Source organism: Streptomyces sp. F63, from assembly GCF_018070345.1.
Classification (GTDB): domain Bacteria; phylum Actinomycetota; class Actinomycetes; order Streptomycetales; family Streptomycetaceae; genus Streptomyces.
Window position 1 is genome coordinate 43,955 of the sequence record NZ_JAGPXX010000029.1, and the last position, 16,625, is coordinate 60,579.

At 74.1% G+C, this 16,625-nt stretch carries 17 protein-coding genes and 1 pseudogene; 5 read left to right on the forward strand and 13 right to left on the reverse strand.

All coding sequences use genetic code 11. The annotated features are described in order from the left end of the window. The first annotated feature begins 95 nt into the window (after nucleotides 1-95). Both KBZ10_RS23395 and KBZ10_RS23400 read left to right on the forward strand, forming a co-directional pair. Nucleotides 96-320, forward strand: coding sequence for an antitoxin (locus KBZ10_RS23395; protein ID WP_210989682.1), 225 nt, complete (start codon nucleotides 96-98; stop codon nucleotides 318-320). Continuing rightward, nucleotides 317-691, forward strand: coding sequence for a fic family toxin-antitoxin system, toxin component (locus tag KBZ10_RS23400; protein ID WP_210989683.1), 375 nt, complete (start codon nucleotides 317-319; stop codon nucleotides 689-691). The genes KBZ10_RS23395 and KBZ10_RS23400 overlap by 4 nt, the downstream gene beginning before the upstream one ends. Nucleotides 692-733: 42 nt before the next feature. Here KBZ10_RS23400 and KBZ10_RS23405 read toward each other — a convergent pair whose 3' ends face one another. From KBZ10_RS23405 to bioB, 4 genes are all read right to left on the reverse strand, one after another. Further along, nucleotides 734-1,408 carry a class I SAM-dependent methyltransferase gene (locus KBZ10_RS23405; protein ID WP_210989684.1) on the reverse strand — a complete coding sequence of 225 codons (675 nt, stop codon included), beginning with the start codon at nucleotides 1,406-1,408 and terminating at the stop codon, nucleotides 734-736. Between the two features lie 143 nt (nucleotides 1,409-1,551). Next, nucleotides 1,552-2,274 carry a dethiobiotin synthase gene (gene bioD / locus KBZ10_RS23410; protein WP_210989685.1) on the reverse strand — a complete coding sequence of 241 codons (723 nt, stop codon included), beginning with the start codon at nucleotides 2,272-2,274 and terminating at the stop codon, nucleotides 1,552-1,554. A gap of 89 nt (nucleotides 2,275-2,363) precedes the next feature. Continuing rightward, nucleotides 2,364-3,668 (reverse strand): adenosylmethionine--8-amino-7-oxononanoate transaminase, encoded by a 1,305-nt coding sequence (locus KBZ10_RS23415; protein WP_210989725.1) that lies wholly within the window; start codon nucleotides 3,666-3,668, stop codon nucleotides 2,364-2,366. A 109-nt stretch (nucleotides 3,669-3,777) separates the two neighbouring features. Then, nucleotides 3,778-5,037, reverse strand: a complete 1,260-nt coding sequence (bioB, locus tag KBZ10_RS23420) for a biotin synthase BioB (RefSeq protein ID WP_210989686.1) — start codon at nucleotides 5,035-5,037, stop codon at nucleotides 3,778-3,780. A gap of 145 nt (nucleotides 5,038-5,182) precedes the next feature. Here bioB and KBZ10_RS23425 point away from each other — a divergent pair, with 145 nt between their 5' ends. Beyond that, complete coding sequence (locus KBZ10_RS23425) at nucleotides 5,183-6,340, forward strand: 8-amino-7-oxononanoate synthase (RefSeq protein WP_210989687.1); 1,158 nt, start codon at nucleotides 5,183-5,185, stop codon at nucleotides 6,338-6,340. A gap of 153 nt (nucleotides 6,341-6,493) precedes the next feature. Here the strand turns inward: KBZ10_RS23425 and KBZ10_RS23430 are convergent, their stop codons facing one another. Both KBZ10_RS23430 and KBZ10_RS23435 read right to left on the reverse strand, forming a co-directional pair. Then, the gene (locus tag KBZ10_RS23430) at nucleotides 6,494-6,802 is read right to left on the reverse strand and encodes a hypothetical protein (RefSeq protein WP_210989688.1); all 309 of its coding nucleotides are present in this window, start codon (nucleotides 6,800-6,802) and stop codon (nucleotides 6,494-6,496) included. A gap of 3 nt (nucleotides 6,803-6,805) precedes the next feature. Beyond that, the gene (locus KBZ10_RS23435) at nucleotides 6,806-7,441 is read right to left on the reverse strand and encodes an ATP-dependent Clp protease proteolytic subunit (RefSeq protein ID WP_210989689.1); all 636 of its coding nucleotides are present in this window, start codon (nucleotides 7,439-7,441) and stop codon (nucleotides 6,806-6,808) included. Between the two features lie 90 nt (nucleotides 7,442-7,531). On the opposite strand from KBZ10_RS23435, the gene KBZ10_RS23440 reads away from it, so the two are divergent. Beyond that, entirely contained in the window at nucleotides 7,532-7,843 is a 312-nt protein-coding gene (locus KBZ10_RS23440; protein ID WP_210989690.1) for a type II toxin-antitoxin system Phd/YefM family antitoxin, read from the forward strand. 267 nt (nucleotides 7,844-8,110) lie between these two features. Here KBZ10_RS23440 and KBZ10_RS23445 read toward each other — a convergent pair whose 3' ends face one another. Both KBZ10_RS23445 and KBZ10_RS23450 read right to left on the reverse strand, forming a co-directional pair. After that, a complete protein-coding gene (locus KBZ10_RS23445) occupies nucleotides 8,111-8,809 on the reverse strand; it encodes a 1-acyl-sn-glycerol-3-phosphate acyltransferase (protein WP_210989691.1) in 699 nt (232 codons plus the stop codon). 225 nt (nucleotides 8,810-9,034) lie between these two features. Then, complete coding sequence (locus tag KBZ10_RS23450) at nucleotides 9,035-11,257, reverse strand: catalase (protein WP_247702847.1); 2,223 nt, start codon at nucleotides 11,255-11,257, stop codon at nucleotides 9,035-9,037. A gap of 394 nt (nucleotides 11,258-11,651) precedes the next feature. On the opposite strand from KBZ10_RS23450, the pseudogene gvpK reads away from it, so the two are divergent. Further along, nucleotides 11,652-11,777 (forward strand): annotated as a pseudogene (gene gvpK, locus KBZ10_RS23455) (gas vesicle protein GvpK); the annotation flags it as partial. A gap of 273 nt (nucleotides 11,778-12,050) precedes the next feature. On the opposite strand, the gene KBZ10_RS23460 reads toward gvpK, so the two are convergent. From KBZ10_RS23460 to KBZ10_RS23480, 5 genes are all read right to left on the reverse strand, one after another. Continuing rightward, nucleotides 12,051-12,209, reverse strand: a complete 159-nt coding sequence (locus tag KBZ10_RS23460) for a hypothetical protein (RefSeq protein WP_210989693.1) — start codon at nucleotides 12,207-12,209, stop codon at nucleotides 12,051-12,053. An 85-nt stretch (nucleotides 12,210-12,294) separates the two neighbouring features. Beyond that, nucleotides 12,295-13,245: a cytochrome c oxidase assembly protein gene (locus KBZ10_RS23465; RefSeq protein WP_210989694.1), complete on the reverse strand. Its 951-nt coding sequence runs from the start codon at nucleotides 13,243-13,245 to the stop codon at nucleotides 12,295-12,297. A 135-nt stretch (nucleotides 13,246-13,380) separates the two neighbouring features. Further along, nucleotides 13,381-14,406, reverse strand: a complete 1,026-nt coding sequence (locus KBZ10_RS23470) for a 6-phosphofructokinase (protein WP_210989695.1) — start codon at nucleotides 14,404-14,406, stop codon at nucleotides 13,381-13,383. Between the two features lie 212 nt (nucleotides 14,407-14,618). Further along, nucleotides 14,619-15,347 carry a type 1 glutamine amidotransferase gene (locus KBZ10_RS23475; protein WP_210989696.1) on the reverse strand — a complete coding sequence of 243 codons (729 nt, stop codon included), beginning with the start codon at nucleotides 15,345-15,347 and terminating at the stop codon, nucleotides 14,619-14,621. Between the two features lie 31 nt (nucleotides 15,348-15,378). Then, on the reverse strand, nucleotides 15,379-16,617 hold the full coding sequence (locus KBZ10_RS23480; protein ID WP_210989697.1) for a MurT ligase domain-containing protein: 1,239 nt from the start codon (nucleotides 16,615-16,617) through the stop codon (nucleotides 15,379-15,381). Nucleotides 16,618-16,625 lie beyond the last annotated feature (8 nt).

Below are 16,625 nucleotides of genomic sequence, written 5' to 3' on the forward strand. Positions count from 1 at the left end.
GTGTGGCGTCCCCCGGGGGGCTTCCGAGGGTAGGGGGCCGCGGGGCGGGCCGGTACCCCTTGCCGATGATAGCGGATAAGTGCTAGCTTGGGAGGGTGGCCAAGACCCAGCTGAACGTCCGGGTGGACGAGACGACCGCCGAGACCGCGCGGCAGCGCGCGCTCCAGCGGGGCATGAGCGTGAACCGCTACATCGAGGAGCTCGTCCGGCAGGACGCCGGTGAGGCCGGCCGGACGTTCGTCGAGGCGGCCGCCGACTTCATGAAGCAGTACGAGTCGGTCTTCGCGGAGGAGTTCGGCGAGGAGCGCACCCGCCGTTGACCTTCCGCATCGACCTCTCCTGGCTGCTCATGGTGGCCGAGCAGAACACCCCCGGCGATCCGGCGGTGACCGACTGGGGCGCGCTCGTCGCCGCCGTCAGCCGGCACGAGGCGGAGATATTCGGTGTCCCCGTCTACACCGATCCGCAGAGCCGCGCGGCCGCCCTGCTGCAACTGCTGCTCCACGTACCGGCGCTGGAGCGGTCCAACGCCGTGTTCGCCTCGGCCGTCGCCTACGCCTATCTCGTCGCGAGCGGGCTGAAGATCAGCACCTCGCCGGAGCAGGTCCGCGATCTGGCCCGGCTCGTCAAGGACGGGACCGCCGGAGTGGAGGCCATCGCGGAGGAACTGCGGAGCTGGAGCCTGCCGTAGCCGTAGCCGTAGCCGTAGCCGTAGCCGTGGGCCGGCCGGGGTTCACTCCGGCCGCCGCGCCACGCCCAGGACATGGGGGGAGCAGGGCAGCGGCAGCCCCTGCCCCGGGACCCGCAGCCGGCGGTGGGGGCCGATCTCGAACCCCGCCGCGGCGATCTCCGCCAGGGTGTCCCGGCCGGTGTGGCAGCCGCCGAACAGCTTCGGCCACACCGTGCGGTCCAGGGCCCGCTGCACCCGGTCGGCGGCCGGGCGGCCGGCCCGCCCGTGCTCGTAGAAGCGCAGTTCGCCGCCGGGCCGGAGGACCCGGCGGATCTCGGCCAGGGCCCGCGGCAGATCACGCACCGAGCAGAGCACCAGCGAGGCCACGGCCGCGTCGAAGTGCCCGTCGCCCAGGGGCAGTTCCTCGGCCGTCCCCGGCATCACCTCCACCGGGACCGCGGCGCGCCGTCCGGCCGCCACCGCCAGCCGCCGCAGCCGGGGCTCCGGCTCGACGGCGGACACCCGGGTGACGCCGGGCGGGTAGTGGCCGAAGTTGAGGCCGTTGCCCGCGCCGACCTCCACGACCCGGCCGGAGAGCCCGGACAGCAGCTCGGTCCGGTGCGCGGCGGTCTCCCCCTGTTTCTCGGCGAGGACGCTCAGCCGCGTGTAGAACCGGGCGAAGAGCGGATGGTGCACCGTGGCACGCGCGTCGCCGCTGTTCCCGCTGAGCCGTGACATGGCCGGACTCCTTCTTCGGTGGTGGTGTGCGAACGGTCCCGACGGCACCGCCCATCGCATTGTCCCCGCCCGCCCCGGACCGGTGCGGGCGGCGGCACGAGCCCGGGGGCACCGCGCGCCTCCGCCCGCCCCCGTCCGCCGGCTCAGGGCACCGGACGGTACCGCGCGGTGAACCCCGCCGCGTCCCAGACGCCTCCGAGAGCGGGGGCGAGCCAGCGGCCGGCACGGGCGCGGAACTCCGCGGGCGGAAGCGCGCCCGATCCCTGCGGGAGCGCACCGAGCAGCGGCGCCCCGGCCGCCGTGGGCAGGTCCGCCAGATTGCAGCGTTCCGCCAGGCCCGGCTCGGCGGGCCAGCTGCCCACGAGAACACCGGTACAGGCCAGGCCCCGGGTGCGCAGGGCCTCCGCCGTCAGCGCGGTGGCGTTGAGGGTGCCCAGTCCCGCGGCGGCGACCACGAGCACCGGCGCGTCCAGCAGCCGGGCGGCGTCCGCCAGCGTGGCGCCCTCCTCGTCGTACCGGACGAGCAGTCCGCCGGCGCCCTCGACCAGGACCAGATCGTGCTCCGCGGCCAGTTTCTCCGCCGCCCCGGCGATCTCCGTCGGCCGCACCGGGGAGAGACCCGCCCGCCGGGCCGCGGTCTCCGGGGCCAGCGGTTCCGGATAGCGGGCCAGTTCGGCCGTGGTGACGGGGCCGGCGAGGCGGGCGGTCTCCGCCGCGTCCCCCGGCTCGCCCGGGGCCGCTCCTGTCTGGGCCGGCTTGAGGACGGCGACGGTACGGCCCGCCGCCAGGGCCACGGCGGCCAGCGCGGCCGTGGCCATGGTCTTGCCGATCCCGGTGCCGGTGCCGCTGACGACGGTGACGGCCATGAGGCTCCCTGCTCCCTTCCCGGTGCGCTGCAGCGCTGCCGTCCGTGGCCCGCGTGCCCGCGCGCCCTGCCTGTTCCTCCGCCCCCCGGTCAGCCCGCCGCTGCCGCCGCGTACACCGCGGCGCAGATCCGGGCCACGTCCTCCTCGTCCGTGACGTAGGGCGGCATCGTGTAGACGAGATCGCGGAACGGCCGCAGCCAGACGCCCTCGCGCACCGCGGCGCGGGTCGCCGCGGCCATGTCGATCTCGTGGTCGAGCTGCACCACGCCGATGGCCCCCAGCACCCGGACCTCCCGCACGCCCGGCAGCCGTTCCGCCGGGGCCAGCCCGTCCCGCAGCCCGCGTTCGACCGCGCGCACCTCGGCGCGCCAGTCGCGGCTCAGCAGCAGGTCGACCGAGGCGCCCGCGACCGCCGTGGCCAGCGGATTGCCCATGAAGGTCGGGCCGTGCGCCAGCACCGGGACCTCGCCGCGCGAGATGCCCTCCGCCACCTCCGCGGTGCACAGCGTCGCCGCCAGCGTCACCATCCCGCCGGTCAGCGCCTTCCCCAGGCACAGGACATCGGGCGCGATACCCGCGTGGTCCGCGGCGAACAGCTCGCCGGTGCGGCCGAAGCCGGTCGCGATCTCGTCCAGCACCAGCAGCACGCCGTGGTCGTCGCACGCCTCGCGCAGCACCCGCAGATAGCCGGGGGAGTGGAAGCGCATCCCGCCCGCGCCCTGCACCACCGGTTCGACGACGACGGCCGCCAGCTCGTCGGCGTGCTCCGCGATCAGCCCGCGCAGGTGCTCCGCGTACGCCGGGTCCACGCCGGCGCCGAAGCCGGCCGGCGGCGCGTCCGCGAAGACCTGCCGGGGCAGTACCCCGGACCACAGGTGGTGCATGCCGCCGTCCGGGTCGCACACCGACATCGGCTGCCAGGTGTCGCCGTGGTAGCCGCCGCGCCAGGTCAGCAGCCGCTGCTTGCGCGGCTTCCCCAGCGAACGCCAGTACTGCAGGCACATCTTGACGGCCACTTCCACGGAGACCGAGCCGGAGTCGGCCAGGAAGACGTGGCGCAGCGGCTCCGGGGTGATCTCCACGAGCCGGGCCGCGAGCCGGACGGCCGGCTCATGGGTGAGCCCGCCGAACATCACATGGCTCATCCGGTCCAGCTGCGCGTGCGCGGCGCCGGTCAGCACCGGGTGGCCGTAGCCGTGCACGGCCGACCACCACGACGACATCCCGTCGACCAGTTCCTCCCGGCCGTGGGCCGGTTCGGCCAGCCGCAGCCGCACCCCGGAGGCGGACGCCACGACCAGCGGGTCCGTACGGCCGGGCATCGGGCCGTACGGGTGCCAGACGTGCCGCCGGTCCAGCTCCAGCAGTTCGGCCGTGGGCAGCGGCGTGGGCAGCGGCGTGGGCAGCGGCGTGGGCAGCGGCGTGGGCAGCGGCGTGGGCAGCGGCGGGGGCACGGCGTGCCCGGACGGCGCGTGCGGTGCGCCCGGCGGGGGCGGGAGCCGCTCAGGCATTGGGCGGCAGCTCGGTGCCCGGCCCGCGGCGGCGTACCGCCACCAGGCCGGTACGGGCGGCGCCCGCCGGCGCGGAGGAGGGCGCGGTGGCCGCGGCCGCAGACGCCGCCGTCGTCGCGACGGCCGGGGCGGTGTCCGCACCGGCCGGGCCGTGTGCCCCGTCCGGGGCCGCGCCCTCCGCCGTCCCGCCGCAGGGCGCGCAGCCGCCGCCGTCGTGTCCGCCGCGGCCCGCCGCCCCGGACGCGCCCGCCCGGTGCTCCGGCAGCGTCACGATGTCCGAGCCCTCCACCTCGAAGCCCGCGTCGGCGATCATGTCCAGGTCCGCCTGCCCCGCCTGGCCCTCACTCGTCAGGTAGTCGCCCAGGAAGACGGAGTTGGCGAGGTGCAGCGCGAGGGGCTGCAGGGACCGCAGATGCACCTCGCGGCCGCCCGCGAGCCGCACTTCCACATCGGGGCAGACGAAGCGGACCATGGCCAGGATGCGCAGCGCCCGCTGGGGGGTGAGGTTCCACTCCCCGGCCAGCGGCGTGCCGTCGAACGGGATCAGGAAGTTGACCGGCACCGAGTCCGGGTCGAGTTCGCGCAGCGCGAACACCACATCGACCAGGTCCTCGTCGGACTCGCCCATGCCCGCGATCAGGCCGGAGCAGGCCGACAGCCCCGCGCCCTGCGCCTGCCGCACGGTGGACACCCGGTCGGAGAAGTCGTGGGTGGTGCAGATGTCCCGGTAGGCGGACTCGGAGGTGTTGAGGTTGTGGTTGTACGCGTCCGCGCCGGCCCGCCGCAGCCGCTCCGCCTGTCCGTCGGAGAGCAGGCCGAGGCAGGCGCAGACCTCCACGCCCTCGTTCTCCTCCTTGATGGCGGCGATGGTGGCCGACACCCGCTCCACGTCCCGGTCGGTCGGCCCGCGCCCGCTCGCCACCAGGCAGACGCGCTTGGCCCCGCCGGCCACACCGGCACCGGCCGCCGCGGCCGCCTCCTCCGGCTTCAGCCAGGTGTACTTGAGGATCTCCGCCTTCGAGCCCAGCCGCTGCGAGCAGTACGAGCAGTCCTCGGGGCACAGCCCCGACTTGAGGTTGACCAGGTAGTTGAGCTTCACCCGCCGCCCGAACCACTGGCGGCGCACCCGGCCGGCCGCCGCCACCACGTCGAGGAGGTCGTCGTCGGACGTCGCCAGTACGGCGAGCGCCTCGTCCCGGGTGGGCGGCTCGCGGCGCAGCCCCTTGTCCACCAGCGTTGTCAGCAGCTCCATGGCGGAGATCCTTGCCTACCGGAGGGGCCGCGGCCAAGGAGGGATCCCACAACACGGCCGGATCCGGGTGTGTGTATCGCCACACCGTGTCCCGCCCGTAGCCGGGCTAGGTTTTGGGCAGACCCAACAGACGCGAGGATGGCCGATGCCCCAGGACCAGGACGCCCGGGATCCGTTCGGATGGATCGACGAGGAGGCGGCCGCCCGGCGGCGGGCGGGTCTCGTCCGCGCGCTGCGCCCCCGTCCCGCCGCGTCCCCGTTGCTCGATCTGGCGTCCAACGACTACCTCGGGCTGGCCCGTCACCCCGCGGTGACCGCCGCGGCCGCGGACGCGGCCCGGGTGTGGGGGGCCGGTGCGACGGGTTCCCGGCTGGTGACCGGCAGCACCGGGCTCCACGCCGAACTGGAGGCCGAACTGGCGGACTTCTGCGGCTTCGAGGCCGCACTCGTCCTGTCCTCCGGTTACGCGGCCAACCTCGCCGCGGTCACGGCGCTCACCGGGCGGGGCACCCTGATCGTCTCCGACGCCGCCAACCACGCCTCGCTCATCGACGGCTGCCGGCTCTCCCGGGCCGGCACCGCCGTCGTCCCGCACACCGATCCCGAGGCCGTGGCCAAGGCGCTCGACGGGCACGGGGGCCGGGCGGTCGCCCTCACCGACACGGTCTTCTCCGTCGACGGCGACGCCGCGCCGCTCGACCGGCTCGCCGCCGTCTGCCGCGAGCACGGTGCGGCCCTCGTCGTCGACGACGCCCACGGGCTGGGGGTGCTGGGAGCGGGCGGGCGCGGAGCCGCGCACGCCGCCGGGCTCGCGGGCTCGGCGGACACGGTCGCCACCGTCACCCTGTCCAAGTCCCTGGGCAGCCAGGGCGGTGCCGTGCTGGGTCCGGCCCGCGTGATCGAGCATCTCGTCAACACGGCACGGGCGTTCATCTTCGACACCGGACTCGCGCCCGCAGCCGCCGGGGCGGCGCTCGCCGCCCTGCGGCTGCTGCGCCGGGAGCCCGAACGGGCGGCCCGGGCCCGCACCGTCGCCGCCGCGCTGCACGAGCGGCTGACGGCGGCCGGTCTGGCGTCCGTGCGCCCGGACGCGGCGGTGGTGTCCGTCCGGGCGCCCTCCCCGGAGGCGGCGCTGCGCTGGGCGGCGGACTGCCGGACCGGCGGGCTGGCGGTGGGCTGCTTCCGCCCGCCGTCCGTGCCCGACGGCGTCTCACGGCTGCGGCTCACCGCCCGCGCCGACCTGACGGAGGAGCAGGTCGACCGGGCGGTGGCCGTCATCGTCGCGGCGGCGCCCGAGGGCTGACCGCCGGGCCGGCCCGTCCGGCGGGGGCGGTCGGGCGGGGGCGGTCCGGCGGTCAGCCGGCGTCATGCGGAACGTCCCCCTTCCGCCCCGACCGGGTCCATCCGGCGACCCCTCCGGCCCCTCAACGGCCAGGTGTGACGCCCGCGCGTCCCGTCAGGCGCGGTTCTCCGGCGGGAGGGTGACGCGGCGTGTCCGGCGCTCCCCGTCGAGCACGCGCAGGGCCCGGCCCAGGGTCGTCGTATGCAGTTCCGTCTCGCCGCGGTCGTGCATCAGGGAGAGCGCGTCGCGCAGCCGGACGGCGCGGTCGACCAGGGCCTGCGCCGCACGCAGACCGCCGTAGGTGTCGGACCCGCGGGCCGGATTGATCCGTCCCAGCAGATCGACCGCCTCCAGGTAACGGTCGATCAGCTCTCCTTCGGCGCGGGTGAGAGCGGGGAGCGGCGGCAGTTCGGGCAGCGGCACGGCTCACCTCCGGCTCGTGGCGGCGGCGGAACCCTCGCGGTTCTCGACGATCCTGTCGGCGAGGCCGTGGGCGACGGCCTCGCCGGCGGTGAAGATCCTGTCCCGCTCGATGTCCGCGGCGACGCGATCGGCGGACTGCCCGGTGTGCCGCACCAGCATCCCCTCCAGCACGGCGCGGGCTCGGCCCGCCTCACGGGCCCTGATCTCCAGATCGTCCACCTGCCCCTCCACGGGCTCGGGCAGGGACGGTTGCCGCAGCACGGCACGGGAACCCGGGAGCATCAGGCGCCGGCCGGGCTCACCCGCGGCGAGCAGCACGGCGGCTTCCTCCGCCGCCTGCCCCAGGCAGATCGTCTCGATGGCGCAGCCGACGAAGAGCATCGTGTCGTACACGGCGGTCATCGCGGTGAGCGAGCCGCCGGGAGAGTTGATGTACAGGGCGATGTCCCGGCCGGGGGCGTCGTGCTCCAGGTGCACCAGCTGTGCGATGACGTCGTTGGCGGAGGTCTCGTCGATCTCGGTGCCGAGGAGGACGATGCGCTCCTCCAGAAGCCGGGAGTACGGATCGAGCGTGCGGGTCCCGCGACTGGTGCGCTCGGTGAACTGCGGCAGCACGTAGCGGGCGGTCGGAGACTCCACGGCTGCTCCCCTTCTTCCGTTTTCTTCCGTTGTTCGTGATCACCGCTCTGGCAAAAATGTACGTCCTGTACGTCTCGTACGATGGGGAGCATGGCGTATGAGATTCCGGTGACGCAAGCCCGCGCGGAGCTGGCCGAGTTGATCAACCGCGTCGTCTACGGCGGTGAGCGCGTGGTCGTGACGCGGCACGGCAAGCCCCTGGTGGCCCTGGTGTCAGCCGCTGACCTGCAGCTTCTGGAGGCGGAGGAGGTTGCCGCGGAGGAGCCGGTGGTCAGTACGGTGTCGGCCCTCCGCCCCGGTCTCCCGTCCGCTGCGGGCGAACGGAGCCGGTTCGGCATCGCGGCGGAGCACGGGGGCCCGGGGCCGGGCCCGGGCGGTCCGCCCGGGCGGCATCGCAACTGACGAGGCATCAGGCCAACGTGCCGGCGCCGGCGCCGGAGCCACTGCTCCAGCGGGGCGGTGGCGGAGACCGGCCCGGCCACGCCGAGCGGGGCGGCCGCGCGGGGCGATCCGGGCCGCGGGCCGGACGGAGGCCCACCGCGCGCGGGCGGCGATCACGGGGGACCAGCGGGATCACGGTGCGTGTCCGCCGTGCGGGCCGTGGCCGGGCGGCCGCGGGACCGGTGGGCGCGGGACCGGTGGGCGCCGGACCGGTGGGCGCGGGACCGGTCAGCCCCGGGTGCCCGGCCGGCCCTTCTGCTCCGCCTTGGCCTCGTTCGCGTAGCGGTCCACGTACTCCTGGCCCGAGAGCTTCATGATCTCGTACATGATCTCGTCGGTCACGGCGCGCAGCACCGCCCGTTCGCCGTCCATGACCGCGAACCGGGAGAAGTCCATGGGCTTCCCGAAGCGGATCGTCACCCGGCCCGGCCGCGGCAGCCGGCGCCCCGGCGGCTGGATCTCGAACGTCCCCTGCATGGCGCACGGCACCACCGGCACCCCCGCCCGGATCGCCATCACGGCCACCCCGACGCGGCCCTTGTAGAGCCGGCCGTCGTGCGAGCGCGTCCCCTCCGGATAGATCCCGAGCAGCTCGCCGCTTTCCAGCACCTTGAGCCCTTCGGCGATCGCGGCCTGCCCGGCCTTCCTGCCCGACCGGTCCACCGGGATCTGGCCGATGCTGCGGAAGAAGGCGGCGGTCAGCCGGCCCTTGATCCCGGGACCCGTGAAGTACTCCGCCTTGGCGAGGAAGGTGATGCGGCGGCGGAGGATGGCCGGCATCAGGAAGTGGTCCGAGAAGGACAGGTGGTTGCCGGCGACGATCGCGGCCCCGTTCTCGGGCACATGCTCCAGGCCCTGGATACGAGGGCGGAACGTCAGCCTCAGCAACGGCCCGAGAAGCACGTACTTGAGCACGTAATAGAACACAGGTCGGCTCCCGACTGCACCGTATCGGCCCTGGGCTGCGCCCCGTGAGGTCCAGGGTGAAAGGAAGGGAACCAGTTTATGGGCAGGTGTGGCCGCGCGTGACCACTCCTGACCGGCCCCCTTTCAGGGGCCTTCGGCACTGGTTCACGGGGCGTCAGCAATGCCGCCGTGCCCGCCCGCCCACCGGACGGGCGGGCACGGCGGCGGAGCCGGGCAGATTGCGGCTCAGACCGTGGCGGGGAAGCGGTCCCACACCCGGTGCCGGGCCAGCAGCCGGACGACGCCGTCCAGGACGTCACGGCCGTTGTCGCCGCCGACCACCCCGTGGGCGCCCGGGTCGATGCCCGCCGCCTCCCAGACCCGCCCGGCGTCCGCCCAGCCGCCGACGGCCTTGGCGTGCCGGTAGGCCTCGGCGGTCATCAGCAGCACCCGGGGGTCGACCGGCGCGCCGGCGCCGCCGTTCCCGGCCTTGGCGTCCCGCGCTCCGTGGGCGTCCGCCCCCGCGGCGGGGGCTCCGGCCAGCAGCAGGGCGTCGAACTCGACGGAACGGGCGTTGGCGAACGTGCGCTGGACGGTGACCGGCTCCCCGGCCCCGTCCTCCAGCACGCCGCCCCGGGGAGCGATGACCAGCGGCACCATGCCCTGGTCGAACACCGCCTGCCGGACTGCCCGCACGGAGTCCAGGTCACCGCTCTCGCCGGTGACGATGCCGATGACCCGCCCCGCGACCGGCCACTCCTGCCCGACCTGGGACAGCGCCGGGCTGGGCTCCACCTCCGCCAGCGGTTCCGACGGCTCCGGCGCGGGCAGCCCGAGTCCGTTCGCGACCTCCCGGCAGAGCCGGGGGTCGATCGCGGCCAGCGTGCGCAGGACCCGTTCCTTGACCGCGTTCTCGTAACACTTGCTCAGCTCGAAGGTGTACGCGGCGATCACATGCTCGCGCTCGACCGGTGAGAGGCTCAGCCAGAACTGCCGCGGCTGGCTGAAGTGGTCGGCGAAGGAGGCCGGTGCCTCCCGCCCCCGCGGCGCGGCCGGCACCTCCACCGGCACCTCGGTGTAGCCGCCCGCGTCCGCCCCGGCGGTGAACGGGCAGCCGCCGTCGAGGGAGTTGGGCCGGTACGGCGCCACCCCCCGGTGCACGGCGGTCTGGTGCATCCCGTCCCGCAGCATGTCGTTGACCGGCGCGTGCGGGCGGTTGACGGGGATCTGCGCGAAGTTGGGGCCGCCCAGCCGGGAGATCTGGGTGTCGAGGTACGAGAAGAGCCGCCCGGCGAGCAAGGGGTCGTCGGTGACGTCGATGCCCGGGACCAGATGGCCCGGGTGGAAGGCCACCTGCTCCGTCTCGGCGAAGTAGTTCGAGGGGTTGGCGTCCAGGGTCATCAGACCGACCGGCTGCACCGGTGCCAGCTCCTCCGGCACGATCTTCGTCGGGTCCAGCAGGTCGATGCCCGCGAACGTCTGCTCGGGCGTGTCGGGGAAGGTCTGGATGCCGAGCTCCCACTGCGGGAAGGCGCCGGCCTCGATCGCGTCGGCGAGGTCGCGCCGGTGGAAGTCGGGGTCGGCCCCGCCCGTGATCTGCGCCTCCTCCCAGACCAGGGAGTGCGCTCCCAGCTTCGGCTTCCAGTGGAACTTCACCAGGGTGGTGCCGCCCGAGGCGTCGACCAGCCGGAAGGTGTGGATGCCGAAGCCCTCCATCATGCGGTAGGAGCGCGGGATGCCGCGGTCCGACATGTTCCACAGCGTGTGGTGGGTGGCCTCGGTGTGCAGCGAGACGAAGTCCCAGAAGGTGTCGTGCGCGCTCTGCGCCTGCGGGATCTCGCGGTCCGGATGCGGCTTGCCGGCGTGGATGATGTCGGGGAACTTGACGGCGTCCTGGATGAAGAACACCGGGATGTTGTTCCCGACCAGGTCGAAGACGCCTTCGCCGGTGTAGAACTTCGTGGCGAAGCCCCGGGTGTCCCGGACGGTGTCCGCGGAGCCCCGGGAGCCGAGCACGGTGGAGAACCGGACGAAGACCGGCGTCTCGGCGTCCTTGGCCAGGAAGGCCGCCTTCGTCACGCCCGCCGCTGTGCCGTACCCCCGGAACACCCCGTGGGCGGCGGCGCCGCGGGCATGCACCACACGCTCCGGGATGCGCTCGTGGTCGAAGTGGGTGATCTTCTCCCGCAGATGGTGGTCCCGCAGCAGGACCGGTCCCCGCGCCCCCGCCTTCAGGGAGTGGTCGGTGTCCGGCAACCGGAGTCCCTGGGCGGTGGTGAGATACGCGCCGTCCTGCGCCATCGTCGCGCGGTCAGCGCCGGTGGCCCGCCCCGTGGGGCCGACGGTTTCCGGGCCGTGCTGGTCGTGCTTGGGCGGCAGGGGCTCGCGAGGCTCGGTGGGCTCCTCCACCGGGGGCGCCTCGCCGCCGGGCCGGCCGGGAAGGGGGTGCGGCTGACGGGCCTGGTCCATCGTTCGTTCCTCCATGCCTCACGACGACAACGCCTTCCGCGTGACCTGAGGGGGCTTCCCGAAACCGTGGACGCCCAAGGCAGTTTCCGCTGATCCGGCTCGGGGGCCCGTCCGGTCCCTCCCGCGGGCCGTCCCCCGGCCTGCGGGGCCGCCGCCCCGCCTCCCCGGCGGGCTCGTCTTCCTCCCGGCCCCGGGACCCTCTTCCTCTCCCTCTTCTCCCTCGGGCCCCTTCTCCGGCTCCTCTTCCTCGCCGCCCTGCGCGGTGTCCTCTCCTCCGCCGACACGGCCCGCAAGGCCGGGATCACCTGGTGGGAGACGGACCCCGCGCTCTCCCCCCCCCGGGCCCAGCAGGACCGTCCAGCCGGGGAGAACCAGGCGCTCCGGGAACGGATCGCGGACCGGGACGCCCCTGATGCCGCTGGAGGAGCGGATGGCCGAACTCCGCGAACGGTTCGGGCTGCGCCCCGAGGACCTCAACCTCGATCTGGGCCCCCTGGGAACCCTGCTGCCCCGCGACTGATCCCGCCCCGTTCCCCGTTCCCGCGCCGTGCGGAACCGGGGGCGGGGCACTGCCGCGCCGGGCCGGCCGGGAGCGTTCTCCCACGCAACATCCCGCGCGGCGCTCCGCCACGGACGTCCCGAGCCGCTGGTCCGATGAGCACTCGCGGCAGACCACCTGTTCGAACCCCTGCCCGGCCGGTCACCGGACGGCTCACCCCTGGACCTCGTCGCCCGCTGTCCGCACCGGGGACGACCGGGGGGTCCGGGAGTCCCGTGCGCCGCCGCGCGGGCCTCACCGGCTCCGGAGGGCCACCGTGGCGGCCGTGACCCCGGCCAGCACGATCCAGCCGAACCACAGCCAGCCGCTGCCGCCGAGGGCCGCCGTGTACGCGGTCACCACGACCAGGGCGGCCACTGTGGCGATCGTCATCGCCTTCACCGATCCGGGCATGCCGCATCCTCCTCCCGGCGGTCTCCGCGCGCGGACGCGGGACCGCGGCCAGGAGACCATCGTCACCCGGAAGCGGCCTCCCCCGCTACCGACCGCGTGATGAGAGTGACGCCAGGTAGGCGTTGTAGTCGGCCAGCTCCCGGTCGCCGTCGCGGTCCGCGGCCCGGTCGGAGCGCCGGGCCTGCCGCTCCTCCGAGCCGTGCCACTGGTAGAGCAGGGCCACCAGCACGATCACCGAGGGGATCTCGCTGAACGCCCAGGCGATGCCGCCCGCGGCCTGCTGGTCGGCCAGCGCGTCGAGCCCCAGCGTGACGGGCGGATCGGCGTACGTCCCGACCATCGGCGCGGTCGCCATCATCAGCGCGATGCCGAAGAACGCGTGGAACGGCATCCCGGCGAAGAGCTCCAGCATCCGCATGACGTAGCCGGGACGGTGCGGTCCCGGGTCCACCCCCATGATCGGCCAGAAGAAGGCCAGACCCACCGCCAGGAAGTGGACCATCATCGCGATGTGCCCGGCCGAGCTGCCCATCAGCCAGTCGAAGAGCGGGGTGAAGTAGAGCCCGTACAGGCTGGCGATGAACATCGGGATGGTGAACGCCGGGTGCGAGATGATCCGCACATAGCGGCTGTGCAGCAGCGCCACCAGTAGCTCGCGCGGGCCCTTGTGCCCGCGCGGCGCGGTGGGCAGGGCCCGCAGCGCCAGCGTGACCGGCGCGCCGAGCAGCAGCAGGATCGGCGAGACCATGCTGATCACCATGTGCTGCACCATGTGCACGCTGAACATGACCATGCCGTACTCGTTGAGCCCGGTGGACATCACCAGCACGATGCTCGCCAGGCCCGCGACCCAGGCGACCGTGCGGGCCATCGGCCAGGCGTCGCCGCGCTGCCGCAGCCGGAGCACGGCCCAGCCGTAGAGGGCCAGCGCCACCAGGCAGGTGGCGAGGAAGAACGGGTCGCCCGTGAACTCCAGGCCCCGGCCGAGGGTGAAGGGCGGCAGATCCATGATCATGCCGTGTTCGCCGTGGTCCATCCGCTCTCTCCTCGTGCGCGGGAATACCGCTTTCGCGGGGGTTCCGCGCGATCCGCGCCCTCCGCAGCCACCAGAGTAGAACCGCCCCCGGCCGGGACCCCGGCCGGGGGCGTTCCGGAGCGTCCCGGCGCCGGTCTACAGCACGGTCTCGGCCTCGGCGTACCGCTCCCGCGGCACGGTCTTGAGGGACTCCACCGCCTCGGCTATCGGGATCAGCCGGATGTCGGTGCCCCGCAGCGCGGTGATCCTCCCGAACTCCCGGCGGTGCACGGCCTCCACGGCGTGCCAGCCGAAGCGGGTGGCCAGCACCCGGTCGTACGCGGTGGGGGTGCCGCCGCGCTGGACGTGGCCGAGGATGACCGGGCGGGCCTCCTTGCCGAGCCGGTGTTCCAGCTCGGTGGAGAGCTGCCGGGCGACACCGGCGAACCGCTCGTGTCCGTAGATGTCCTTGCCGCCGATGTCGAAGTCCATCGATCCCTCGCGGGGCTTGGCGCCCTCGGCGACGACGACGATCGCGAACTTCTTGCCGGCCAGGAAGCGCTTTCCGACGCGGGCGGTCAGCTCGTCGATGTCGAAGGGCCGCTCGGGGACGACGATGGCGTGGGCCCCGGCCGCCATGCCGGAGTGCAGCGCGATCCAGCCGGTGTGCCGGCCCATGACCTCGACGATCAGCACCCGCTGGTGGGACTCGGCGGTGGTCTTGAGCCGGTCCAGCGCCTCGGTGGCGACGCCCACCGCGGTGTCGAACCCGAAGGTGACGTCGGTGCCGGCGATGTCGTTGTCGATCGTCTTGGGCACCCCGACGATCGGCAGCCCGGCGTCGGAGAGCAGCCGCGCCGCCTTGAGCGTGCCCTCGCCGCCGATCGGGATGACGGCGTCCAGACCGAGCTCCTCGACATGGCCGCGGGCCCGTTCCACGCCGTCCACCAGGTGGGCCGGCTGGACGCGCGACGAGCCGAGGATGGTGCCGCCGCGGGCGAGGATGCCGCTCACGGCGTCCAGGTCCAGCGTGCGGTAGTCGGCCTCCAGCAGGCCCTTCCAGCCGTCGTTGAATCCGATGACCTCGTCGCCGTGGTCCGCGACGGCGCGGTGCACGACCGAGCGGATGACGGCGTTCAGACCGGGGCAGTCGCCGCCGGACGTGAGCACACCAATACGCATGGCGTATCCCAACCTCTGCAACTCAACCGGAGACCGGACGCCGTCGTCCGGTTGGATCCCCGCCACCCTACAAGCGCGGGGTGGCGGGGCGGAGCGTTGTCCGAGGAGCGGACCGCACTGTTCATCCGGCCGTCGACCGGCCTCCTTCCCCGGAACCGGCGGCCGGCCGTCCGGGACTCCCGGCGGCCGGCCCGGTGGCCGTACGGCCCGGCTCAGGCGGGCTGGGTCGCCGCGGCGATCCGCTCCTGGCGCAGCGCCTCGTACCAGCGGTCGTCGGTCGGCGGCAGCGCGTTCACGTCGAGGGCCAGCTTGAGCAGCAGGTCGGCGATCTGCGGATTGCGGGCCAGCACGGGGCCGTGCATGTACGTGCCGAAGACCGTGTCGTTGTACGCGCCCTCCGTGCCGTCCCCCGTGCCGTTGCCGTTGCCGAAGCGCACCGTGGCGAACGGCCGTGCCGTGGGACCGAGGTGGGTGACGCCCTGGTGGTTCTCGAAGCCCGTCAGCGGCGGCAGGTTCAGCCGGGCGTCGATGTCGGCCAGGACGTCGCCGACGCACCGGGCGGCCTCGCCGCGGGTGCTGACCACGTCCAGCAGGCCCAGCCCCGGCTCCTTCTCGCCGAGGTCGTTGATGAACTCGTGGCCCAGGATCTGGTAGCCGGCGCAGACGGAGAAGACGATCGCACCGTTGGAGACGGCCCGGCTCAGGCCGCCGTCACGGCGCAGCCGTTCGGCCGCCAGCCGCTGCGGCCGGTCCTCGCCGCCGCCGATCAGGTAGATGTCGCCGGAGGTGGGCACCGGCTGGTCGCTGCGGACGTCCACACGGGAGACCTCCAGGCCCCGCTGGCGGGCCCGCCGCTCCACCACCAGGGCGTTGCCCTGGTCGCCGTACGTGCTCAGCAGGTCCGGGTAGACCCAGACCAGGCGCAGGCTGCTGTCGCTCATGCTCGCATTCCTCAAGGGGGTCGGGGCGGGGTCAGTTGCCCACGCGGCGGCGCAGGTCCTGGAAGGCCGTGTAGTTGGCGATCACCTCGATGCGCCCGGGCGGTGCCTGCCGCACGGCCTCGTCGACGTTCTCGCAGACGCGGAAGTCGAGCCCCGCGACCTCGAGCCGCACGGCCAGGTCCAGCTTGCGGTCGCCGATGACGAAGATCGGGTGGCCGGCGAGCTGGGTGTAGTCGACGTCCCACAGCCAGGAGGTGTCGGTGCCGTCCGCGCCGCGGGCGTTGACGGAGAGGATCACCGGGGTGGGCGGCGGGTCGATGAGGGAGAAGGTCTCCAGCCAGCCGGCCGGGTTCTTGGCCAGCAGCAGCCGCAGGTCGCGGTCCAGGAAGCGCACCACGTCGTAGCGGCCGGCGACCGCCTGCACCTCGTACATCCGCTCCAGTGCCACCTGCGGGGGGACCCCGAAGTGGGCGGCGACGGCGGCGGAGGTGGCGGCGTTGGCCTTGTTGGCCCGGCCGGGCAGCCGCAGCCGGATCGGCCAGGCCGAGCCGTGCGGGTCCACCACGTGGTCGCCGGCCAGCGCCCAGCTCGGCATCGGGCGGCGGAAGCCGCACTCGGCGCAGAACCAGTCGTCGGAGGGCCGCTGGAGCACACCGCCACAGGACGGGCAGGACCAGGCGTCGTCCTTCCATGCCTGGCCCGCAGCGACCCACACCACGTTGGGGGAGGAGGAGGCGGCCCAGGCGATCAGCGGGTCGTCGCAGTTGGCGATGACCGTCGCCTTGTTCCCGGCCAGGCCCTCGCGCCACTTCTCGGCCAGCATCCGGGTCTCGGCGGCGCGGTCGAGCTGGTCGCGGGAGAGGTTGAGCAGGGCGATGGCCTTGGGAGTGACGTCCCGCGCGACCCCGGCGAGGTACTTCTCGTCGACCTCTATGACGCCGTACTTGGCGTCCGAGCCGCCGGCCAGCGCCGAGGTGATGCCCGCGGGCATGTTGGCGCCCAGCGCGTTCGACACCACGGGACCGCTGGCGCGCAGCGCCTCGGCGATCAGCCGGGTGGTGGTCGTCTTGCCGTTGGTCGCCGAGACCAGGATCACGTCCAAGTGCCCCGCCAGCCGGGCCAGCAGATCCGGGTCGAGCCGCAGCGCGACCTTGCCGCCGATCACCGATCCGCTGCCGCGGCCCACCGCCCGTGATGCCGCCGCCGCGGCCCTGCCCGCCGTCACGGCCAGCTTGGCCCGCGGCGACAGCGGGTCCGAGTTGCCTGCCATCGTCTTGC

Excerpts from the sequence above, each read along its gene's own strand:
- KBZ10_RS23405 (WP_210989684.1), bottom strand. The coding sequence starts at position 1,408 with ATGTCACGGCTCAGCGGGAACAGCGGCGACGCGCGTGCCACGGTGCAC.
- bioD (WP_210989685.1), bottom strand. The coding sequence starts at position 2,274 with ATGGCCGTCACCGTCGTCAGCGGCACCGGCACCGGGATCGGCAAGACC.
- bioB (WP_210989686.1), bottom strand. The coding sequence starts at position 5,037 with ATGGAGCTGCTGACAACGCTGGTGGACAAGGGGCTGCGCCGCGAGCCG.
- KBZ10_RS23425 (WP_210989687.1), top strand. The coding sequence starts at position 5,183 with ATGCCCCAGGACCAGGACGCCCGGGATCCGTTCGGATGGATCGACGAG.
- KBZ10_RS23440 (WP_210989690.1), top strand. The coding sequence starts at position 7,532 with ATGGCGTATGAGATTCCGGTGACGCAAGCCCGCGCGGAGCTGGCCGAG.
- KBZ10_RS23450 (WP_247702847.1), bottom strand. The coding sequence starts at position 11,257 with ATGGACCAGGCCCGTCAGCCGCACCCCCTTCCCGGCCGGCCCGGCGGC.
- KBZ10_RS23460 (WP_210989693.1), bottom strand. The coding sequence starts at position 12,209 with ATGCCCGGATCGGTGAAGGCGATGACGATCGCCACAGTGGCCGCCCTG.
- KBZ10_RS23465 (WP_210989694.1), bottom strand. The coding sequence starts at position 13,245 with ATGGACCACGGCGAACACGGCATGATCATGGATCTGCCGCCCTTCACC.
- KBZ10_RS23470 (WP_210989695.1), bottom strand. The coding sequence starts at position 14,406 with ATGCGTATTGGTGTGCTCACGTCCGGCGGCGACTGCCCCGGTCTGAAC.
- KBZ10_RS23475 (WP_210989696.1), bottom strand. The coding sequence starts at position 15,347 with ATGAGCGACAGCAGCCTGCGCCTGGTCTGGGTCTACCCGGACCTGCTG.
- KBZ10_RS23480 (WP_210989697.1), bottom strand. The coding sequence starts at position 16,617 with ATGGCAGGCAACTCGGACCCGCTGTCGCCGCGGGCCAAGCTGGCCGTG.